The organism is Rhizobium sp. rho-13.1, from assembly GCF_007000305.1.
Lineage (GTDB): Bacteria > Pseudomonadota > Alphaproteobacteria > Rhizobiales > Rhizobiaceae > Rhizobium > Rhizobium rhododendri.
The window spans coordinates 30,282-50,848 of record NZ_SCFL01000012.1; the positions used below are offsets into that span (position 1 = coordinate 30,282).

A 20,567-nucleotide genomic window follows, 5' to 3' on the forward strand; every position below is an offset into this window, starting at 1 on the left:
GAACAACTGCATCAGCGACGGTGTTCGCGATGACGCGGTGATGTTGTTTCTTAAACGCTATGCGAATTTCGGACCGAGCAGGTCATGCTGGAACAAAATGATGTGACGCGGGCAGTTCAAAGTGTCTCTCGACTGCATCATAAAGCGCAAAGGGGAAAGGCCTCGGTGGCCCTTCCCCTTCGTGGTAGACGAATACGCAGCTATTATTTCTTGAGATCGAAACGGTCTGCGTTCATGACCCGCGTCCAGGCGGCGACGAAGTCCCGCAGGAATTTTTCGGCGGAATCGGACTGCGCATAGACTTCGCAAATCGCCCGGAGCTGCGAATGAGAACCGAAAATCAGGTCCACACGCGTTCCCGTCCAACGCCGTGCGCCCGTCTTGCGGTCCCGACCTTCGTATACGCCTTCCGAACCCTCGACAGGTGACCATACCGTGTTCATGTCGAGAAGGTTGATGAAGAAGTCGTTGGTCAAGGTCTCCGGTCTGTCGGTGAACACGCCATGCTCCGGCTGTCCCACCTTGAGAACCCGAAGCCCGCCAACCAGAAGCGCCATCTCTGGTGCGGTCAGCGTCAGCAGTTGCGAACGATCGACCAGTGCTTCTTCCGGCCTCATATATTGCCGGCCGGCGATATAATTGCGGAAGCCGTCAGCGCGTGGTCGCAGCGCCGCGAAGGAGGCCGCATCCGTCTGTTCCTGCGATGCGTCCATGCGGCCGGGGGTAAAGGGCACTGTGATATCGTGACCACCTGCCTTGGCAGCCTTTTCGATACCGGCAGAGCCTGCAAGGACGATCAGATCCGCCAGAGAGATCTTTTTACCACCCGACTGAGCCCTGTCGAAGTCGGCTTTGATGCCCTCCAAAACTGCCAAAACCTTCGCCAGCTGCGCCGGCTGGTTCACCTCCCAGTCTTTTTGCGGCGCAAGCCGGATGCGGGCGCCGTTGGCACCGCCGCGCTTGTCAGAGCCGCGGAATGTCGAGGCGGAAGCCCAGGCGGTCGATGCAAGTTCCTGAACAGTAAGACCAGAGGCAAGCACCTTGGCCTTCAGGCTGGCGATGTCTGCGTCATCCACCAAAACGTGGTCCACGGCTGGAATAACGTCCTGCCAGATCAGATCTTCCGCCGGAACTTCCGGCCCGAGGTAGCGGATCTTCGGTCCCATGTCACGATGGGTGAGCTTGAACCAGGCCCGGGCAAACGCATCGGCGAACTCAGCGGGGTTTTCCAGGAAGCGCCGGGAGATTTTCTCGTAGGCAGGATCGACACGCAGCGCCAGATCGCTGGTCAGCATGGTTGGAAGACGCTTTTTCGACGGATCGAACGGGTCCGGGATTGAGGCTTCGGCGTTCTTTGCGACCCATTGCTTGGCACCGGCCGGACTTGTGGTCAGCTCCCATTCGAAACCGAACAGGTTCTCGAAATAGTGGTTGCTCCACTGTGTCGGCGTCTGCGTCCAGATGACTTCGAGGCCGCTACCGATCGCGTCGGCACCGACGCCGGTGTTGAACTTGCTGGTCCAGCCAAGCCCCTGGGCCTCGAGTTCGCCGCCTTCCGGGTCGATGCCGACGAAGGAAGGATCGCCTGCACCGTGGGTTTTGCCAAAGGTATGGCCACCTGCGATCAGTGCGACGGTTTCCTCGTCATTCATTGCCATCCTGGCAAAGGTTTCGCGGATGTCACGGGCGGAGGCAAGGGCATCGGGATTACCGTTCGGACCTTCGGGATTGACGTAGATCAGACCCATCTGTACCGCGCCCAGCGGCTCGGCCAGCTCCCGCTCTCCACTGTAGCGCTCGTCGCCGAGCCACGAGCCCTCCGGCCCCCAGAACAGTTCCTCAGGCTCCCACACATCGGCGCGGCCACCGGCAAAACCAAAGGTCTTGAAGCCCATGGATTCGAGCGCAACGTTTCCCGTCAGAATATAGAGGTCTGCCCAGGAAAGCTTGTTGCCGTACTTCTGCTTGATCGGCCAAATCAGACGTCGGGCCTTGTCGAGATTGACGTTGTCCGGCCAGCTGTTCAAAGGCGCGAAACGCTGCTGGCCGGCGCCGGCGCCGCCGCGGCCATCGGTTACACGATAGGTGCCGGCGCTGTGCCAGGCCAAGCGGATGAAAAGACCGCCATAGTGGCCGAAATCAGCGGGCCACCAATCCTGGCTGTCCGTCATCAATGCATGGAGATCGGCCTTCACAGCGGCAAGATCGAGTGTCTTGAATTCTTCGGCGTAGTTGAAATCCTTGCCGAGAGGATCGGCGCGGCCGGCACCGTGGTGAAGGATCTGGACGTCCAACTGGTTGGGCCACCAATCGCGGTTGGAGCGCCTTTTCGGCGCCGGCGCATGCGCTACGGGACATTTGGCGCCCTGAGCGCTGGCTGGTTCATGGTCCATGATTTTCTCCTCGAAAAAATGCGCCCGCGTTGGAGCATCGAATTTCAACAGTTTGGGCTCGTATGAAAATTCCGCATGAAACCCGAAATTTTCAAAAGACTGTTCCCGTCTGTCGGGGCGGAACTTAGCGCAACACTGCGATAAATTTAAGTTGGATTTATTGATCGTCGCGATAGGATGAGGTTATGATCAATGTCACACTTGCGCACTTGGCGGAATGCCATTTTTTCACTCCGGATCTTCAAGGCTGAACATCTCATTGCGTTCGTCGTAGGCAAACAGCTCTGCATACCTTGCCCATGAAACGATGGTCCTGAGGGTTTCGTCTGCGCGAGAGGCCGTCATGTAGTCTTCAAGCTCGTTGCGGAAACGGGCTGCCGGGGCTGTGTGGGTGGTGCGTTCGTCGAGCACGCGCCTGATGAGGCCCATCAGCGGCACGTAGGTGACCAGATGTTCGGCGAAGAGCTTCTTGCGGGCGTCGGTGGCGAGATGGGCAAATTTGGTTCCGGCTTCGGTGAGCACGAGGTCGCCTTCGCTGAGGTGGGCAAAGCGCAAGAGTTGAAGGGCTTCGCCGAGATGAAAGAGCTCATTCGCCTCGAGCTGCAGGGTTTCTGCAAGAACGGGAAGGTCTGCCCGCCCGTGATAGGGTGCCCCTGCCAGCGCCTCTATCAGTCCGGACAGGATATTGGTCGATACCGGTTCGAGCACCATGCCCATCCCGGTTCCCGGAATGCCCTCCATCTCGGTTGCTCGCGGCTCGGCTCTCTGGGTCATCAGCGCATAGATACTGTCGACCAGCTGCCGGAACACCGGATCGAGGCGGTTCCTCGGGTGCATCAGGTCGATTTTTACCTCGCGAGCGACCCGGCCGGGGTTCGACGAGAACACCAGGATGCGGTCGCACATGAGGACGGCCTCCTCGATATTGTGGGTCACCATCAGCACCGACTTGATGGGCAGCCGGCCCTCGATCCAGAGGTCGATCATGTCCGTGCGCAATGTCTCGGCGGTGAGGACGTCGAGTGCGGAGAAAGGCTCGTCCATCAACAGCAGGTCCGGATGGACGACAAGCGCCCGCGCAAAGCCGACGCGCTGGCGCATGCCGCCGGACAACTCTTTCGGATAGGCATTCTCGAAGCCGTCGAGGCCGATCAGGTCGATGGCAGCCAAGGCCAGCGATCGCCGTTCCGACCGGTCGACACCCTTCGCCTCGAGGCCAAGCTCGACATTCTGCAGCACAGCCAGCCAGGGAAAGAGCGCAAAAGACTGGAACACCATCGAGATACCCACGGGTGGCCCGGCGATCGGGTGGCCGCGATACGTGGCCTCGCCGGACGAGGGCGGAAGCAGCCCCGCGATAATACGCAACAGCGTCGATTTGCCGGAGCCGGAGCGGCCGAGCAGTCCGACGATCTCGCCTTGCGAGATGGTCACGTCGACATTGTCGAGAACGACGACATCATTGCCGTTGGCCTTTGGGAAGGAGCGGCAGACCTTGCTGATATCGATCAGCGACGCCTTGGCGGTTTGGTCGAGCATAGGATTTGTCCCTTACGATAGGAGGTGGATCAGCCGAGCCGCAGGTGGCGTTCGCCGAAGGCGTAAAGCGGCCTCCAGAGCAGGCGGTTGAACAGGGTGACAAAGGTGCACATCACGACAATGCCGAGGACGACACGCGGGAAATCGCCGTTCACGGTCGCATTGGCGATGTAGGAACCGAGGCCGGGGGTCGTCAGCTGGGTATCGCCCCAGCTGGCGACCTCGGCAACGATGCTGGCGTTCCAGGACCCGCCGGAGGCCGTAATGGCACCGGTGATGTAGTAGGGGAAGACACCGGGCAGGATGACTTTGATCCACCAGCGCCAGCCGGAAATGTGGAAGCTGCGGGCGGCCTCCTTGAGATCGCTCGGAAAGGCGCTGGCGCCGGCAATGACGTTGAACAGGATATACCACTGCGTGCCGAGGATCATCAGCGGGCTCAGCCAGATGTTGGCGTTGAGCCCGAACCGGACGATCACCACCACGAAGACGGGGAAAGCGATGTTGGCGGGGAAAGCTGCCAGAAACTGTGCCAGCGGCTGCACCTTTTCGGCAAGTTTAGGGCGGAGACCGATCCATACGCCGATCGGCACCCAGATGAGAGTAGCGATGGTCATCAGGACAACGACGCGCAGGAGCGTGATCGAACCATATAGAACTGCGGTCGACACATCCGACCAACCGATGTTGGCGCGCAGATAGTCTAGGCTGAGAAAGCCTCCCCAGGTTGCTGCGGCGATGATGGTAGCGATCCAGATCCAGTCTACCGCACGCGATCGTGCAACGCCCCTCGCCTTCGAGCCAACCGGCACCAGGTTGGGCAGGCGAAAATTCCACACCTGCCGCGACATCCAGCGAAAGGGAGCCATGGCAATGCGCGTGACGCGCGATTTGCTTAACAGGTCCAGCATCCAGGATGTCGGCGCGACGCCCGAGGTTGTGGTTTCGAAACGAAACTTGTCGGCCCAGGCCACCAGCGGCCGGAACATCAGCTGGTCGTAGAGCACGATGACGCAAAGCATGGCGATGACGGCATAGAATATCGCCATGATGTTCTGCTGCTTGATGGCCAGCGCCACATAGGACCCTATCCCGGGCAGGGTTATCGTGGTGTTGCCGACCGTGATCGCCTCCGAGGCAACGACGAAAAACCAGCCGCCGGACATCGACATCATGGTGTTCCAGACGAGCCCCGGCATGGCAAATGGCACGTCGAGACGCCAGAAGCGCTGCCATCCGCTCAGGTGGAAACCGCGTGCAACCTCTTCCAGATCCTTGGGCTGGTTGCGCATGGACTGGTAGAGACTGAAGGTCATGTTCCAGGCCTGGCTGGTGAAGATCGCAAACACGCAGGCAAGTTCGGCGCCGAGCACGCTTCCGGGAAAGAGATTGAGGAAAAAGGTCACGGTGAAAGTCAGGAAGCCCAGGATCGGAACCGATTGCAGGATGTCGAGGATCGGGATCAGCACCATCTCTGCCCGTCGGCTTTTGGCCGCAAGTGCGGCATAGACGAAGGTGAAAGCCAGCGAGAACACGATTGCCAGCAGCATCCGCAAAACGGTGCGCAGGGCATAGATCGGCAGGTTGGCCGGATCGAGCGAAAGTGGCGCGACGTCGAGGGCCGAAAGCGGAACCGTCGTTACCCTTGCGCCATAGGCGAAGAGCACGATGGCACCAACGACGAGGAGCAGCGCCATGACATCCCAATGGCTGGGCATCAGCGACCGGCGAATGGCGAGCGGCGCAAGTTTCTGCAATTTCATGGGTCGCTCCTGTTTCGAGAGCCAATGCGTTGAACGTCCAAAAGCGGCAGTTGCAGCCGCTGCGATCGCCAGACGGTCGAGCGACCATCCGGGGTTGGTTGCAGAAAGACGGCATGCTTGCCCGGAAGATCACATCGCTGTCATCCCCCGGGTCCGACGACCGCATACTGCGGGGAAAACGGCTCGAACCTTGTCTGCTGTACGAATGCACGGCTTTCGACGCGTCCAACCGGGACAGATGACACATAGAATAGCTTGCCTGCCCGGGCCATCCGAATTGATGGTTAGCGGGGCGACGCTTAGGCATAGGAACCCTATACCATGGTATATCCGGGAGAATTGATCTGACCACTGGCTGTTCGATCGGACACAAGTCGTCTACTGAGCATGAAAGGGCGCGCGCTTTTTCACACGCCTGGCATTCATGAGATTTTCTGAAGGCTTGAGCTTAAAGCGACGAAAAATGCCGCGAAAACAGAGCGAAGAATTGGGCATGGCTGCCGGACAATGATGCACGCTATATTTTTGAAACGGCAGAAAAGGCCACGGTTGAGGGCGGCGTTCATCGTCTTGCTGATGATATCGATCTTTATAGCCGACACGGTGACGGACTTCGAAATCGCCTTTGCGGTTTTTTATATTGCAGTCATCCTGATCGCCATTGGATTTCTCTCGACACGGGGGGTTATCGCGCTCGCAGTGCTGTGCATTTGCCTGACTGTCGTTAGCCTGCTCCTGACCCGGCATGGGTCTTTCGAGGCCGGACTGTTCAACTGTGGCATCAGCGCATGCGCCATCGGCATCACCACCTACCTGGGCCTCAAGACTGTCGCTGCCCAGGCCGCAGTCTATGACGCGCAGGAGCAGTTCGGCCGGATGGCACGTCTGACACGGCTGGGAGAATTGACGGCCTCGATCGCCCACGAGATCAACCAGCCGCTCGCCGCAGTGACGACCAGCGCCGATGCGTGCCGCCGCTGGCTGGACCATTCGCCGCCCAATCTCGAAAGAGCGCGGCAAGCGGCCGAGCGAATTGTCGGTGATGCCAAGCGCGCCAGCGACGTCATCGTGCGGGTGAGAGGGCTGGCGAAAAACGACGTGCCCCATCGGGAAAGCTTCGACCTCAACGCGGCCGCAACGGAAGCAATCGAAATGGCCCGTCACGAGATGGAGCGCAACAGCGTCGTGCTGCGGCTCGATCTTGCGCAAGACATGGCAATGGTCATGGCAGACAAAATCCAGATACAGCAAGTGATCAGCAATTTGCTGCTGAATGCCATCGAAGCGATGACCGATGTCCCGAGCTTCAAAAGGGAGCTGGCCATCTCCTCGTCCTATGACGATGCGACAGGCGCCACCTTTATCGTTGCCGATTCCGGCATCGGAATGAAGCAATCGACAATCGATCATTTGTTCGAGGCGTTCTGGACGACCAAGGAAAGTGGCATGGGCATCGGCCTCTCCATAAGTCGTTCCATCATAGAAGCGCATGGTGGACGCATCTCGGTGACATCAGCGCCGCGCATGGGCACCACCGTCCAGTTCAGCCTGCCGGCCAGGGAGGACGATCAATCATGATCGGGCTCGGCCAGTTCGATATTTTGGACGATCCGGTCGTCTATGTGGTCGACGATGACGTATCCGTGCGCACCGCACTGGAGGATCTGCTTGCATCCGTGGGGCTGGCGGTCTTGACCTATGGTTCCGTACACGAATTTCTGAGCGCACCGATAGCAGACGCGCCTGGCTGTCTCGTCCTCGACGTTCGAATGCCCGGGCAAAGCGGCCTTGAATTCCAGCAACGCATGACGGCTATGGGAATTACGCTGCCCGTGATTTTCATCACCGGACACGGCGATATCGCCATGTCGGTCAAGGCGATGAAGAACGGGGCCATCGAGTTCCTGACGAAACCCTTTCGCGATCAGGACCTCCTTGATGCGATCCAGCTGGGCATAGACAGACACCGTCTGCAGCGAAAAGAGGAAATCGTATCGGCAAAACTGCGCGAGCTCTGGCAGAGCCTCACCACGTCGGAGCAGGCTGTCATGGAATTGGTCGTTAAGGGCTTGCTCAACAAACAGATCGCCGGGCAGCTCGGGGTCAGCGAAATCACCGTTAAGGTGCGACGTGGCCAGCTCATGCGCAAGATGAACGTCAAGTCCGTGACCGACCTCGTGAGGATCTGGGACAAACTGAAGCTCCGCAGCTGACCCCTGGCGGATCGAAGCCCTGTCGAAACCATTGGCCTGAACAGCGCCGTCGATCGGCAGATTTGGCCGCAGCGGGCAAGCTTTCGGCAAGACCTGCCGCCAGCCCGCCTTAAACTGCGACCTATGCAATACCCGGTTGCGGGGGCGCCTTGATGCGGGAGCACGAGATGAAGAATACGGACAAATTCTATATCGGCGGTGCATGGGTGGACCCCGTCGGTAAGGCCACTATCGATGTCACCGACCCCGCAACGGAACAGGCATTCGCGACGATTGCAATGGGCAATGCTGCCGACGCCGAAAGGGCGATAGCGGCTGCGAGGCAGGCCTTCCCATCCTTCTCGCAAACCTCGAGAGAGCAGCGTCTTGCCCTGCTCAGGCGGGTGCTCGAGGTCCTCAAGCGTCGCAACGACGAGATCGGCGACGTCATCTCGCGGGAGATGGGCGCACCGACAGCACTTGCACGCCAGTCACAGGCAATCCTTGGGGCTGCCCATTTTGCAGAAACAATTCGCGCATTCGAAAGCTTCGATTGGGAATACATGCAAGGCGACACGCGCATTATCCACGAGCCGATCGGCGTCGTCGCGATGATTACGCCCTGGAACTGGCCGATCAACCAGATTGCCTCCAAGGCCGCGCCGGCGCTGGCCACCGGCTGCACCATGGTGCTGAAGCCCTCGGAGATCGCGCCGCTGAATGCGATCCTGTTTGCAGAAATCATGCACGAGGCAGGTGTTCCCGCCGGTGTTTTCAACCTCATCCACGGCGATGGCCCGACAGTCGGCACGATCCTTGCCAGCCACCCCGATGTCGACATGATATCGTTCACCGGCTCCACCCGAGCGGGGATATCGGTGGCGACAGCAGCGGCCCCCACCGTCAAGCGCGTGCATCAGGAACTCGGCGGAAAGTCACCGAACATCGTCCTTAGAAGCGCTGACCTTAGCGCGGCGGTGACGATGGGCGTGCGCCGATGCTTCGATAATTCCGGCCAGTCCTGCAATGCGCCGACGCGCTTGCTCGTGCCGATGGAACGGATGGACGATGCCATCGCGGCAGCGGCAAAAGCCGCCGGTGAAATCGTCGTCGGGTCGCCGGCGGACCCGTCAACGACGATGGGGCCTGTGGTCAGCCAGCAGCAGTTCGACAAGATCCAGAACCTCATCCGCAAGGGGATCAACGAGGGCGCCGAGCTGATTGCCGGCGGCAATGATCGGCCGGTTCACCTGGACGTCGGCTACTACATCAAGCCGACCGTCTTTGCGAAGGTCGCCAACGACATGACGATTGCGCGGGAGGAGATCTTTGGTCCTGTGCTGGTCATGATCGGCTATGAAACCGAGGATGAGGCAGTCGCCATTGCCAACGACACGCCGTACGGCCTTGCCGCCTACATCCAGGGGGACGCAAGCGAGGCACGCGCCCTGTCACGAAAGCTGCGAGCGGGAATTGTGCGTATCAATAATTCTGCCTGGGATGGCGCCGCACCGTTCGGCGGCTACAAGCAATCCGGCAATGGCCGTGAGTACGGCAAGTTCGGCATCCACGAGTTTACCGAGATCAAGGGTGTCGTCGGCTATGCCGGCACCTGAGAACCAGAGGCTTTAGACCTCGCCGGAGTTGGTCAGCCCAGGGCTTGGCTGACCAGTCCGTAGATCGTTGGGCGGGGTTCATCGCCCGGGCGATCCAGCAACCAGCGACCGCCAAGCGACATGCTGGTGACCGTATCGAAGACCGGCATCCCCGATTGCGTCAGGAACTCGGCAAAGTCACCCATCGCCTGGCGCGTATCGATGCGCAGGAAGGCGCCGGCATGGGCTTTCACGTGCGGGGCAGTCACGGCGATCGCATCGGCGTCATCGACGGCCACGACCGGACCGATCACGGTGCCCCGGCCGAAATTGCGTGCGAGGGAAAATGCGGCGATCCGGCCGCCGCGTATCAGCGCCACGCCCTTGGAAGCATGCAGCAGACGGCCAAGCAGCGCTGCCCTGTCGGTGCCATAGGCGGCGCGGTCGAGCGCTGCAATTTCCGCCAGATCGTCCAGCGTCACAGCGCGCAGAATAGCCTGCTCTGGGAGCGGCGGCTCGCCAGATAGCACCGCGGTTCCCTGGCACTGATAGACGGTTCTTTCTGCTGTGAAGCCCATGGAAAGATAGAGCCGCCGCGCCGCCCGTGTCGCATTGAGGCGCAGCGGACGCGACCCGGTTTGTCTCAAGACATGGTCCATCAGCCAGCGGCCATGGCCATGCGCCTGCAGCCTCGGCGAGGTAATGACCATGCCGACCGTGACAAAATCGTCCGACAACGGAAACCACATGGCCGAGCCGATTGCACGGCCGATCTCGTCCTGCGCCACCACGCCGGACCCGATCTCGCGCAGCATCAGCCAATCCTTCACCCGGTGCGGCCAGCCGACGGCAAGCGACAACGCATGCAGCTTTTCGGGATCGGTTCCGGCGATGTCGCAAAGCTGCAGGTCAAAGGACTCCAGCCGCATCGTTTCTTCTGTGGTCAATTCCCCCTCCGTCGCCCGCACTCCAAGATAGAGAGCCGGGCGGGCGACGACAATCGTCACCACCCCGTAACATCCATCTTGAACTGTCGATTTTCCGCCATTCGACACCGAAGATTTCGCTTCAAATACGGTCTTTTTCAGCAGTTTGCGCTGCAGCGGACGAACCTTCGGGGGACCCGTGCCGGAATGTCTCCCTATGCTGCGGTCGACACACGAGGGACGGTTGCGCGATGCATGAGCAGGACATTCTTGAACGGCTGGTCGCCTTCCCCTGTGTGGTCGGCACTGCCAACCATGACATCGTCGCGTGGATCCGTCGCCATGCAGAGAGCTGCGGCGCCAACGTGACGGTGGCGATGGGGCCGGAGGGCGACCGCGCCAATCTCTTTGCGACGATTGGCCCGAGAGACGTCCCGGGCATCCTTCTCTCCGGGCACATGGATGTGGTACCGGCCGGTGAACAGGGTTGGACCTCCGATCCTTTCCGTCTGCGCGCAGACGGAGACAGGCTCTACGGACGTGGCACCAGCGACATGAAGGGTTTCCTAGCCTGCGCCCTCGCAGCCCTCCCGGCGCTGGCAGCCATGCCCCTGACGCAGCCGGTGCATCTGGCCTTCTCCTATGACGAAGAGGCCGGTTGCCGAGGCGTGCCGCATCTGCTTCGGTTGCTGCCCGACCTCTGCGCCAAACCTCAGGGCTGCATCATCGGCGAACCCAGCGGCCTGCGTGCGATCCGCGCCCACAAGGGCAAGGCTGCCGCCCGCATCGAGATCCGCGGCCTCACCGGCCATTCCTCGCGTCCGGATCTCGGCGCGAATTCCATCCATGCGATGGCATCGGTGCTCGGCGAGGCAGGTGCAACAGCCGCGCGACTTGCAAATGGTCCCTTCGACAGCAACTTCGAGCCGCCCTACTCCTCGCTGCAGGTCGGCGTTATCAGCGGTGGCCAGGCTGTCAACATTATCCCGGATTTCTGCACCGCCGACATAGAGGCGCGCGCCATAGCGGGCGTTTCGCCCTCGACACTGTTGCAGCCGATTAAGGCCGCCCTGCTCGCCCTGGAAACACAAGGCTTCACCACCCGCTGGGACCTGCTCAGCGAATATCCAGCCTTGTCGCTTGCCGCCGACGCCCTCTTGGCAGGCCTCCTAGAAGCCTTGACGGGAAAACCCCCGCTTGCCGCCGTCAGCTACGGCACCGAGGCCGGAGTATATCAGGCCGCCGGCATGGATGCGATCATCTGCGGGCCGGGCGATATCGGTCGCGCCCACAAGGCCGACGAGTATATCGAAGTAAGCGAACTCGCAGCTTGCCGGAAGATGATCGAAGACCTCGGACGGCGATCATGCGCCTGAGCGCGATCTCCACCGATTGCCTTGGCAGTTGATCGACACCTCCCACAACAACGAGCGGGACAATCGAATGGCCTTTCTATTCAACTCGGACGCAGCGCGCGCCCGGATATTTGCCGCAGAGTTCGCCCGCGAGCTGCCTCGTCTGCCGTTTGTTACCGATGCGAAGTCGGTTGCTCCAGAAGACGTGCGCTACCTGCTGACCTGGACCGCGCCCGACGACCTTAAGCGCTACACCAATCTCGAAGTGCTGTTTTCCATCGGCGCCGGGGTGGATCAGTTTGACGTTCAGGCCCTGCCGGACAGCGTCAAGCTGGTGCGGATGGTCGAGGACGGGATCGTGCGGATGATGCAGGAATATGTGACGCTCGCCGTACTGGCCTTGCACCGGGACCTGCCGGGCTATCTCGCACAGCAGCAACAGGGCGTTTGGAAATCCCGCCCAGTGCGTCAAGCGCCAGACCAGCGTGTCGGTGTGCTCGGTCTCGGACTGCTCGGAAAGGCGGTACTGGAGCGCCTCGGGCCATTCGGCTTTTCGCTGGCGGGGTGGAGCCGCTCGCCTCGTGAGATCGAAGGCGTCGCGTGCTTCCATGGCGAAGACCAGCTCGATACATTTCTGGCGCGCACTGATATTCTGATCTGCCTCCTGCCGCTGACGCCGCAGACCCGGGGCTTGCTCAATACGGACCTCTTTTCGAAGCTGCCGGCCGGGGCATCGCTGATCCATGCGGGTCGCGGGCCGCAGCTCGATCAACAGGCATTGATCGACGCGCTGGACAGCGCGCACCTTTCCGGTGCGGTGCTCGACGTTACCGATCCTGAACCCCTCCCCGCCAGCGATCCCCTCTGGCAACACCCGAAGATCATCCTGACGCCGCATATCGCCAGCGTCACCCAACCCGAGACTGCCGCCAAGGCCGTCATCGCCAACATCCACCGTCACGAGGCCGGGAAGGACCCGATCGGCCTCGTCGACCGCAAGCGCGGCTACTGACACTAAAAAGGAAAGAAAACGCATGTCTCTTCTCAAGCTTATCGACACCAACCCGACCACGGCTCCGCGCGAATCGAAGCCGACGGCCGAGCGTCTGATCTCCGGCGATCCGTCCTTCAAGACCTGGCCGCAGGACGCCTCGCGCGACGACAGCGTGCTGACCGGCGTATGGGAAGCGACCCCCGGCGAGACCCATTCGATCAAGGGGACGACCTACGAGTTCTGCCACCTCATAACCGGCGTTGTTGAAATCGTCGAGAAGGACGGCGAGACCTATACCTATCGCGCCGGCGACAGTTTTGTCATGAAGCCCGGCTTCGTCGGCATCTGGCGTACGATCGAGACCGTCCGCAAGATCTACGTCACCGTCAACTGAATTTTCCCCTGCGGGACAGCATCTCTCGCCAGTGCGCGCGGCACGATATCGCCGCGCTCAAAGCCGCCGAAGAATGCGCTGCGAACGCACCGGTAAACGGGAGATTCCATCGCCGCCCGGGCCACAGTCGACGCAAACTGCGCGGCAATGACCGCTAGTTTCGGTGGTCTGCCAACGCCCAGAGGAAATGCCATGTCGCTGAGCTTCAATCCCGATTCCGTGCAGCTTCCCCACGGACATTTCATCGGCGGGCGGATGATCGCGGCAAAGGGTGAAATCGCCATGCACCGCCCCTCCGACGGCGCCGCGTTCGCCGATTGCCCCATAGCCGGGGCTGATCTTGTCGACGAGGCCGTTCAGGGCGCAAAACGCGCGTTGAAGGAAAGCGGCTGGGCAGATGTGAGGCCGCGCGAACGCACGCGGATGATGCATCGCTGGGCCGACCTGATCGAGGCCGAGGCGGAAACATTGGCAAGGATTGAGGCAATCGCCTCGACGCGCCCCGTCGGCCACCTCATCCAGGGCGATATCGCCATCAGCGCCGAACAGATCCGCTTTTTTGCCGAGTTCGCCGACAAGGAGGGCAGCGATCTCGTGCCGACGAGCAAGGACAGCCTCGGCATGATCATGTCCGAACCCTATGGCGTGGTCGGCGCGATCACCCCCTGGAACTTTCCCCTGTCGATGGCCGCCTGGAAACTCGGGCCGGCGCTGGCTGCGGGCAATGCCGTGGTGCTCAAACCATCCGAACTCACGCCGTTTTCGACGCTCTATCTTGCCGAGCTCTCGGTGCGCGCCGGCCTGCCCGCTGGCCTTATCAACATCGTGCTCGGCGATGGCGCGACGACCGGGACTGCAATCACCGGCCACCCGGAGATCGGCAAGATCAGCTTCACCGGCTCGACAGCGGCCGGACGTGCCATCATGGCCAACATCGCTCGAACGGGCATCAAACCGATGACGCTCGAGCTCGGTGGCAAGAGCCCGCAGCTGGTCTTTGCCGATGCCGACATTGCCCGCACCGCAAAGGCCGTGGCGCAGGGCATCCTGTCGAATGCCGGGCAGGCCTGCGTCGCCGGATCGCGGCTGATCGTCCACCAGTCGGTGGCGGCTCAGCTGGTCGATGCGCTGACATCAGCCATGGACGACATTACCCCAGGCCCGACATGGGACGAAAAGACGCAATATTCGCCGATCATTTCCGAGCGCCAGATCGGCCGCATCGACAGCATCGTCCGCGCATCGGTCGCCGAGGGTGCCGAATGCCTGCGTGGCGGCCAGATGCTGGAGCGCGACGGATATTTCTATGCACCGACACTGATCGCAGGCGTCACCCCATCCTCCCCTGCCGTGACCGAGGAAATCTTCGGCCCGGTGCTGACGATCCAGACATTCGTAGAAGAGGAAGAGGCCTTGGCGCTCGCCGACCACCCGACCTACGGGCTTGCGGCCGGCGTTTTCACGACCGACCTGTCGCGAGCAATCCGGGTGACGAAGCGACTGCAGGCCGGTACGATCTGGGTGAATCGCTACGGGCGTTCGCGCGACCACATCCTTCCGACAGGCGGCTACAAAAGCTCCGGCATCGGCAAGGATCTCGGCCGCGATGCTTACCTCGCCAATCGGAAATCCAAAAGCGTCCTGATCGACCTGTAAAGGAAAAATCCATGAAGACCTATTCCATAGCCCTGATCCCCGGCGACGGCATCGGCGTTCCCGTCATCGACGCCGCCTGGCAGGTGCTGGAGGCAGCCTCGAAGCAGGCGGGCTTCAAGCTGGAGGGCACGACCTTTCCTTGGTCCTGCGCCTTTTACAAGGAAGCCGGCGCGATGATGCCCGCAGACGGTATCGAGACCCTTCGCAAACACGATGCCATCCTGCTGGGTGCCGTCGGCTGGCCGGCGGAGGTGCCCGATTCCGTATCGCTGCACGGCCTGCTGCTGCCGATCCGCAAGGCCTTCGTGCAATATGCCAACATCCGTCCGCATCGTCTTCTACCGGGCGTCGAAGGTCCGTTGAAGTCGACGGACTTCGATATCCTCTGCATCCGCGAAAACACCGAGGGCGAATATTCCGGTGCCGGCGGCCGCGTGCATGTCGGCACGCCCGACGAAGTCGCCGTCGAGACGTCGATCTTCACCCGCAAGGGTGTGGAGCGCATCCTGCGCTTCGGCTTCGAGCAGGCCCGCCTGCGCCGCAAGATGCTGGCCTCCGTCACCAAGTCGAATGCGCAGAAATACTCGATGGTGTTCTGGGACGAAGTGACTGCGCAACTGTCCGCCGAGTATCCGGATGTCGAGGTGAAAAACTATCACATCGATGCGATGGCGGCGCGCATGGTGATGGCACCGGACAGTCTCGATGTCGTCGTTGCGTCCAACCTGTTCGGCGATATCCTGACCGATCTCGGCGCCGCCATCCAGGGCGGCCTCGGCTTTGCAGCCTCCGCCAACATCAATCCCGATCGCACCGCGCCATCGATGTTCGAGCCGGTGCATGGATCGGCGCCCGATATCGCCCATCTCGGCATTGCCAACCCGATTGCCACCATCTGGTCGGCGGCAATGATGCTGGAGCATCTCGGCGAGCCCGCCGCGGCAGCCGGGATCATCAAGGCCATCGAAACTGCGACCGCAAGCGGCATCGGCACAAGGCCGGGCCGCGACAAAACCGACGCGATCACTGCCGCTGTGCTTTCGACGCTTTGCTGACGAGAAGGAACGCCAAAATGGACACTCTGAAGGACAACAACCTCTTCCGGCAGCAATGCGTCATTGACGGCATCTGGCGCAACGCTGCCTCCGGTTCGTCGGTGCCGGTCACCAATCCGGCGACGCAAGGTATTATCGGGCACGTTCCCGATGTCAGCGGCGATGAAACACGCGAGGCAATCGCAGCAGCGCGGGCAGCCTTCGCCCCCTGGAAGGCCAAGACCCATGCGGCACGGGCAGCGCTCTTGGAAGCCTGGCACCGCCTGATCCTCGAAAACGAGCAGGATCTCGCCATGATCCTGACCCTCGAGCAGGGCAAGCCGCTGGCGGAAGCGCTGGGCGAAATCCGCTATGGCGCATCCTTCGTCAAGTGGTTTGCCGAGGAAGCCCGCCGCGTCGGCGGAACGACCGTCCCATCGCCCACGGCAGATCGCCGGATCATCGTGCTGAAGGAGGCCGTCGGCGTCTGCGCCATCATCACGCCGTGGAATTTCCCGAACGCCATGATTACCCGCAAGGTCGCTCCAGCGCTTGCGGCCGGCTGCACCGTGGTCGTCAAGCCTTCTGAATTCACGCCATTTTCCGCGCTGGCCCTTGGCGTGCTGGCCGAGCGTGCCGGCATCCCGGCAGGTGTCATCAATATCGTCACGGGCATGCCGGCCGAGATCGGCAATGAGATGATGGCGAACGAGATCGTGCGCAAGATATCCTTCACCGGATCGACCCGCGTCGGCTCGCTTTTGATGCGGGGCGCCGCCGACAGCATCAAGCGCCTCAGCCTGGAACTCGGCGGCAACGCGCCGTTCATCGTCTTTGACGATGCCGATATCGATCTGGCGATCGACGGCGCGCTTGCGTCCAAGTTCCGCAACGGCGGGCAGACCTGCGTCTGCTCCAACCGCATTCTCGTGCAATCCGGCATCTATGACACGTTTGCCCAAAAGCTGGCGGCCCGGGTCTCCGTCATGAAGGTCGGCCCCGGGGCCGGCGAACCCGTGGATATCGGACCGATGATCAACAAGGCGGCCATCGACAAGATCGATCGCCATATCGAGGATGCACTTGCCAAGGGCGCTCGCATCATTTCCGAGAGACCTGCAATGCCAGATGGCAAGCAATATGCCGTCCCTGTCGTGCTTGGTGGCGCCACAACGGACATGCTGCTGGCCAACGAGGAGACATTCGGTCCAGTCGCTCCTCTGTTCCGGTTCGACACCGAAGAGGAAGCCATCGAAATCGCCAACGCCACCCCGTTCGGCCTGGCGTCCTATTTCTACACCGAGAGCCTGCGACGCTCATGGCGGGTGGCGGAGGCGCTCGAATTCGGGATGGTTGGCCTCAACACCGGCTCCGTCTCGATGGAGGTCGCGCCCTTCGGCGGCGTCAAGCAATCCGGCATCGGCCGCGAGGGCGGACAATGCGGGATCGAGGAATATCTCGAAATGAAGAGCTTCCACATCGGTGGACTTGGCTGACACGGACGCGAACAGGGGCGGAGATCACTCTCCGTCCCTGTTCGTGAGATCTTTGGTTTACTGGAACCGGTCGAGCGTCTTGTAGTAGAGCCCGACCATCGGCAGGAACCATGGCTTGCCGAAATGGCCGGCGATAGCGGGCCATTCAAGACCGGAGACTGGGTTACGGTCGGCTTTGCCCATGATCGCGTCGGCGATGACGATCCCCATGTGGCTTGCCATCTGCGCTCCGTGGCCGGAATAACCCATGGCATACCAGACACCGTCGGCAAAGCCGGCGCGCGGGAAGCGATCCTTGGTCATGTCGACGAGGCCACCCCAGCAATAATCGATCTCGACCTGACCCAGCTGCGGAAAGATCTGGCGCAGGCTCGCCTTCAGGATGGCGCCGCTCTTGTCGTCTGAGCGTTGATCCGACGATGCCGAAAACCGGGCACGGCCGCCGAAGATCAGCCGCTGGTCCGGCGACAGGCGGAAGTAGTTGCCGATGTTGAGCGAGGTGACGCAGGTGCGGTTGCCCGGCATGACGTCGGCGACCTCGGCATCGGTCAGCGGCCGGGTGGCCAGCAGGAAGCTTCCAACCGAGACGATGCGGCGCCGGAAATAGCCGAAGGGACCGGAGGTATAGGCACCCGTTGCCACAAAGACTGCATCGGCGGTGACGCTGCCACGCGCTGTGGTCAGCGTATGCCTGGCGCCTGCCACCTTGCGGTCCGTCACCGCGGAATTCTCGAAGATCACCGCGCCATGGCGCACGGCGGCGTTGGCAAGCCCCGCGACGTAGCGGCCCATGTGCATCATGGCGCTCTTTTTCGACAGCATGGCGCCGTGGAAGGCATTCGAGCCGATCTCGTGCCGCAGGTCAGTCGCCGTCAACAGGGCCGTGTCGGGATCGACGTCTCGGTTGACGAGCTCGAAATTGGCGGCGATCGATTTGAAATGCTCCGGCTTCGAGGCGAGCTTCAGCTTGCCGGCACGGCGAAAATTGCAGTCGATGCCCTCCTCCGTAACGATGCGCTCAATGGTATCGATGGAAGCGTCGAAGGCGCGGTAGAGCGCCTTCGCCCGTTCCGCCCCGAGTTCCTTCCGGGCAGAGGCAAAACCGTGGGCGATGCCGTTGTTGAGGTGTCCACCGTTGCGACCCGATGCGCCCGCGCCGACATGGGCCGCCTCGAGGACGACGACCTTGACCCCGGCCTTCGCCAGGTGCCGGGCTGCCGACAGGCCACCGAAACCGCCGCCGATCACGGCCACATCGTAATGGCCTTCGACCGGGCCTTTGCTGGCCGCCGCGAAAGCGGGCGCTGTATCGTGCCAGTAGGACTTGAACTGCATCGCCATCCCCGTCAGAGCCCGACGACGCCGGGCAGGCCCGAAATGTCCTTGATCTCGGTATATTCATAATAAGGATTGGCCGGCTCATGGCCACGGTTGACCCAGACCTTGTTCTTGATGCCGAGATCGTGGGCCGACATCAGATCGTAGCGGAACGACGACGAGCAATGCAGAACATCTTCCGGACCGCAGCCGAGCATGTCGAACATATATTCGAATGCCTGGAAGCGCGGCTTGTAGGCATTGGCCTGCTCAGCGGTGTAGACCGCATGGAATGGCGCGCCGAGCTTTTCGACGTTCGACATAATCTGCTCGTTCATGGCGTTCGACAGGATAACCAGCGGAATTTCCTTGGCAACCTTGGCAAGGCCAGCCGGAACGTCGGCGTGCGGTCCCCAGCTCGGCACTGTCTCGTAGATTGAGCGCGCATCCGCATCGTTGAAGGCGACGCCGTTCCTCTTGCAGGTGCGCTCGACGGCATTGTGGATGACTTCGTTGTAGGGCTTCCAGTCCCCGAGGATCTCGTCGAGGCGATAGGCGGCGAAATTCTTGATGAACTGCTTCATGGCGGCGGCTTCGAGTTGGCCGCCATAGATCTTCTCGGCCGCCTCCGCCATCTGGAAATGGGTCAGCGTTCCGTAGCAGTCGAAGGTGATGTATTTGGGCCGAAACTGGGACATCGCTCTCAAATTCCTTACTGGTTTTGGGCTGGTGACGGGATATTGGCGCCAGTGCCCGGCGCCTTGTTGACCCGATCATAGTCGCGTCCCGGATATGTCGTTGACCGCAATTGCTGTGACTGAAAGCAGATTGTTGCGTATCTCAATAGCCGTTTGGCAGAGAGTTGCGCCGGCTGTCCCGGCCGGTCGTCCCTGTCGCCCGGCATGGCTCGACCCACGGCATAAGATGCGGCGCCCCTCCGGAAAGACGATGCAAACATGTTGCCGCCAACCCCATGGTCAGGAGGTTCTACCTGCACGCCGGCGCTATCAATGAAGACAGGACAGGATTATCCGGAACAAGAGAATGCCGCCAGACCAGATCGACCCCAGCCACATCGACCCAAGCCACATCGACATCGTGAAGTTTTCTGCCGACCATCTCGAAGGCGCGCTGACGCTCTCGCGTCAGGCCGGCTGGCCGCACCGCCTGGAAGACTGGGCGATGGTGCTCTCGCTCAGCGTCGGCTTCGTGGCCATCGAGAACGGGCGCGTGGTCGGCACCACGTTTGTGACCCTCTACGGGGCTGCGGCCGCCACCATCAACATGGTCATCGTTGACGAGGCGATGCGCGGCCGTGGCATCGGACGGCGGCTGATGGATATGGCGCTCGCCGAATGTGGCGATCGCGAGTGCCGCCTGAACGCCACAAAGGAAGGCCTGCCGCTCTACACCAAGCTTGGCTTCAAGGAGACCGGCCGGATCCTCCAGCATCAGGGCGCCCTGGGTGCTGGAAATGGTGAAGCCAGCGTTGACTGGGCAAGTGTCGAAGACCTTGCCGATTGCGCAACGCTGGACCAGTCAGCCTCCGGCCTCGAACGCTTCGACCTTATAGAGGCGCTGCACCAGGCCGGCCGGATCGCCGTCCTGCGCCCCGCCGGCAAGATCACCGCCTTTGCCGCCCTGCGCGCGTTCGGTCACGGCGAGGTCATCGGTCCCGTGGTGGCCGCACATGCTGACGAGGCCAAGACCCTGATCGCCGGTCTCATCGAAGCCCGCCACGGGCAATTCGTCCGGGTCGACACCACAAAGGTCTGCGGTCTGGCATCGTGGCTGGAGGCGCAGGGCCTTGCCAATGTCGGCGGCGGCATCGCCATGCGGCGCAGCGCCAAGCCTTCCACCGGGACATCCGCGTTTCAAACCTTTGCCCTTGCAAGCCAGGCGCTTGGCTAAAT

Annotated in this window: 17 protein-coding genes; 10 read left to right on the plus strand and 7 right to left on the minus strand. The window is 61.5% G+C overall.

The window, feature by feature from the left end:
* Nucleotides 1-203: 203 nt before the first annotated feature.
* From katG to EQW76_RS21620, 3 genes are all read right to left on the minus strand, one after another.
* Nucleotides 204-2,393: a catalase/peroxidase HPI gene (gene katG, locus EQW76_RS21610; protein ID WP_161991075.1), complete on the minus strand. Its 2,190-nt coding sequence runs from the start codon at nucleotides 2,391-2,393 to the stop codon at nucleotides 204-206.
* Nucleotides 2,394-2,621: 228 nt separating this feature from the next.
* Nucleotides 2,622-3,932 carry a nitrate/sulfonate/bicarbonate ABC transporter ATP-binding protein gene (locus EQW76_RS21615; protein WP_143123220.1) on the minus strand — a complete coding sequence of 437 codons (1,311 nt, stop codon included), beginning with the start codon at nucleotides 3,930-3,932 and terminating at the stop codon, nucleotides 2,622-2,624.
* A gap of 29 nt (nucleotides 3,933-3,961) precedes the next feature.
* Nucleotides 3,962-5,695, minus strand: coding sequence for an ABC transporter permease subunit (locus EQW76_RS21620; protein WP_143123221.1), 1,734 nt, complete (start codon nucleotides 5,693-5,695; stop codon nucleotides 3,962-3,964).
* A 576-nt stretch (nucleotides 5,696-6,271) separates the two neighbouring features.
* On the opposite strand from EQW76_RS21620, the gene EQW76_RS21625 reads away from it, so the two are divergent.
* From EQW76_RS21625 to EQW76_RS21635, 3 genes are all read left to right on the plus strand, one after another.
* Nucleotides 6,272-7,273: a HAMP domain-containing sensor histidine kinase gene (locus EQW76_RS21625; RefSeq protein WP_244615464.1), complete on the plus strand. Its 1,002-nt coding sequence runs from the start codon at nucleotides 6,272-6,274 to the stop codon at nucleotides 7,271-7,273.
* Nucleotides 7,270-7,908 (plus strand): response regulator, encoded by a 639-nt coding sequence (locus tag EQW76_RS21630; protein ID WP_142831267.1) that lies wholly within the window; start codon nucleotides 7,270-7,272, stop codon nucleotides 7,906-7,908. The genes EQW76_RS21625 and EQW76_RS21630 overlap by 4 nt, the downstream gene beginning before the upstream one ends.
* 167 nt (nucleotides 7,909-8,075) lie before the next feature.
* A complete protein-coding gene (locus EQW76_RS21635; RefSeq protein WP_143123223.1) occupies nucleotides 8,076-9,503 on the plus strand; it encodes an aldehyde dehydrogenase family protein in 1,428 nt (475 codons plus the stop codon).
* Between the two features lie 32 nt (nucleotides 9,504-9,535).
* On the opposite strand, the gene EQW76_RS21640 is transcribed toward EQW76_RS21635, so the two are convergent.
* On the minus strand, nucleotides 9,536-10,411 hold the full coding sequence (locus EQW76_RS21640) for a GNAT family N-acetyltransferase (RefSeq protein ID WP_143123248.1): 876 nt from the start codon (nucleotides 10,409-10,411) through the stop codon (nucleotides 9,536-9,538).
* 248 nt (nucleotides 10,412-10,659) lie between these two features.
* Here EQW76_RS21640 and argE point away from each other — a divergent pair, with 248 nt between their 5' ends.
* The 3 genes from argE (at nucleotide 10,660) to EQW76_RS21655 (ending at nucleotide 13,151) form a co-directional block, all read left to right on the plus strand.
* The gene (gene argE, locus EQW76_RS21645; RefSeq protein ID WP_143123224.1) at nucleotides 10,660-11,784 is read left to right on the plus strand and encodes an acetylornithine deacetylase; all 1,125 of its coding nucleotides are present in this window, start codon (nucleotides 10,660-10,662) and stop codon (nucleotides 11,782-11,784) included.
* Nucleotides 11,785-11,851: 67 nt separating this feature from the next.
* Entirely contained in the window at nucleotides 11,852-12,775 is a 924-nt protein-coding gene (locus EQW76_RS21650; protein WP_143123225.1) for a glyoxylate/hydroxypyruvate reductase A, read from the plus strand.
* Between the two features lie 22 nt (nucleotides 12,776-12,797).
* Nucleotides 12,798-13,151, plus strand: a complete 354-nt coding sequence (locus tag EQW76_RS21655; protein ID WP_111218673.1) for a cupin domain-containing protein — start codon at nucleotides 12,798-12,800, stop codon at nucleotides 13,149-13,151.
* On the opposite strand, the gene EQW76_RS21660 is transcribed toward EQW76_RS21655, so the two are convergent.
* Nucleotides 13,133-13,360, minus strand: a complete 228-nt coding sequence (locus EQW76_RS21660; RefSeq protein WP_142831270.1) for a hypothetical protein — start codon at nucleotides 13,358-13,360, stop codon at nucleotides 13,133-13,135. The genes EQW76_RS21655 and EQW76_RS21660 overlap by 19 nt on opposite strands.
* Here EQW76_RS21660 and EQW76_RS21665 point away from each other — a divergent pair.
* The 3 genes from EQW76_RS21665 to EQW76_RS21675 are packed head-to-tail and all read left to right on the plus strand — an operon-like array spanning nucleotide 13,344 to nucleotide 17,337.
* Nucleotides 13,344-14,807 carry an aldehyde dehydrogenase family protein gene (locus EQW76_RS21665; protein ID WP_143123226.1) on the plus strand — a complete coding sequence of 488 codons (1,464 nt, stop codon included), beginning with the start codon at nucleotides 13,344-13,346 and terminating at the stop codon, nucleotides 14,805-14,807. The two genes, EQW76_RS21660 and EQW76_RS21665, sit on opposite strands and share 17 nt — an antisense overlap.
* 11 nt (nucleotides 14,808-14,818) lie before the next feature.
* Nucleotides 14,819-15,862, plus strand: a complete 1,044-nt coding sequence (locus EQW76_RS21670; protein WP_143123227.1) for a tartrate dehydrogenase — start codon at nucleotides 14,819-14,821, stop codon at nucleotides 15,860-15,862.
* A gap of 17 nt (nucleotides 15,863-15,879) precedes the next feature.
* A complete protein-coding gene (locus EQW76_RS21675; RefSeq protein WP_142831273.1) occupies nucleotides 15,880-17,337 on the plus strand; it encodes an NAD-dependent succinate-semialdehyde dehydrogenase in 1,458 nt (485 codons plus the stop codon).
* Between the two features lie 57 nt (nucleotides 17,338-17,394).
* Here EQW76_RS21675 and EQW76_RS21680 read toward each other — a convergent pair whose 3' ends face one another.
* Nucleotides 17,395-18,672 (minus strand): FAD-binding oxidoreductase, encoded by a 1,278-nt coding sequence (locus EQW76_RS21680; RefSeq protein WP_143123228.1) that lies wholly within the window; start codon nucleotides 18,670-18,672, stop codon nucleotides 17,395-17,397.
* 11 nt (nucleotides 18,673-18,683) lie between these two features.
* Nucleotides 18,684-19,352, minus strand: a complete 669-nt coding sequence (locus EQW76_RS21685; RefSeq protein WP_143123229.1) for a haloacid dehalogenase type II — start codon at nucleotides 19,350-19,352, stop codon at nucleotides 18,684-18,686.
* Nucleotides 19,353-19,698: 346 nt separating this feature from the next.
* Here EQW76_RS21685 and EQW76_RS21690 point away from each other — a divergent pair, with 346 nt between their 5' ends.
* Complete coding sequence (locus EQW76_RS21690) at nucleotides 19,699-20,565, plus strand: GNAT family N-acetyltransferase (RefSeq protein ID WP_244615466.1); 867 nt, start codon at nucleotides 19,699-19,701, stop codon at nucleotides 20,563-20,565.
* Nucleotides 20,566-20,567 lie beyond the last annotated feature (2 nt).

Excerpts from the sequence above, each read along its gene's own strand:
- EQW76_RS21635 (WP_143123223.1), top strand. The coding sequence starts at position 8,076 with ATGAAGAATACGGACAAATTCTATATCGGCGGTGCATGGGTGGACCCC.
- EQW76_RS21690 (WP_244615466.1), top strand. The coding sequence starts at position 19,699 with ATGCCGCCAGACCAGATCGACCCCAGCCACATCGACCCAAGCCACATC.
- EQW76_RS21665 (WP_143123226.1), top strand. The coding sequence starts at position 13,344 with ATGTCGCTGAGCTTCAATCCCGATTCCGTGCAGCTTCCCCACGGACAT.
- EQW76_RS21675 (WP_142831273.1), top strand. The coding sequence starts at position 15,880 with ATGGACACTCTGAAGGACAACAACCTCTTCCGGCAGCAATGCGTCATT.
- EQW76_RS21685 (WP_143123229.1), bottom strand. The coding sequence starts at position 19,352 with ATGTCCCAGTTTCGGCCCAAATACATCACCTTCGACTGCTACGGAACG.
- argE (WP_143123224.1), top strand. The coding sequence starts at position 10,660 with ATGCATGAGCAGGACATTCTTGAACGGCTGGTCGCCTTCCCCTGTGTG.
- EQW76_RS21625 (WP_244615464.1), top strand. The coding sequence starts at position 6,272 with ATGATATCGATCTTTATAGCCGACACGGTGACGGACTTCGAAATCGCC.
- EQW76_RS21655 (WP_111218673.1), top strand. The coding sequence starts at position 12,798 with ATGTCTCTTCTCAAGCTTATCGACACCAACCCGACCACGGCTCCGCGC.
- EQW76_RS21680 (WP_143123228.1), bottom strand. The coding sequence starts at position 18,672 with ATGCAGTTCAAGTCCTACTGGCACGATACAGCGCCCGCTTTCGCGGCG.
- EQW76_RS21620 (WP_143123221.1), bottom strand. The coding sequence starts at position 5,695 with ATGAAATTGCAGAAACTTGCGCCGCTCGCCATTCGCCGGTCGCTGATG.
- EQW76_RS21630 (WP_142831267.1), top strand. The coding sequence starts at position 7,270 with ATGATCGGGCTCGGCCAGTTCGATATTTTGGACGATCCGGTCGTCTAT.
- EQW76_RS21640 (WP_143123248.1), bottom strand. The coding sequence starts at position 10,411 with ATGCGGCTGGAGTCCTTTGACCTGCAGCTTTGCGACATCGCCGGAACC.
- katG (WP_161991075.1), bottom strand. The coding sequence starts at position 2,393 with ATGGACCATGAACCAGCCAGCGCTCAGGGCGCCAAATGTCCCGTAGCG.
- EQW76_RS21670 (WP_143123227.1), top strand. The coding sequence starts at position 14,819 with ATGAAGACCTATTCCATAGCCCTGATCCCCGGCGACGGCATCGGCGTT.
- EQW76_RS21615 (WP_143123220.1), bottom strand. The coding sequence starts at position 3,932 with ATGCTCGACCAAACCGCCAAGGCGTCGCTGATCGATATCAGCAAGGTC.
- EQW76_RS21650 (WP_143123225.1), top strand. The coding sequence starts at position 11,852 with ATGGCCTTTCTATTCAACTCGGACGCAGCGCGCGCCCGGATATTTGCC.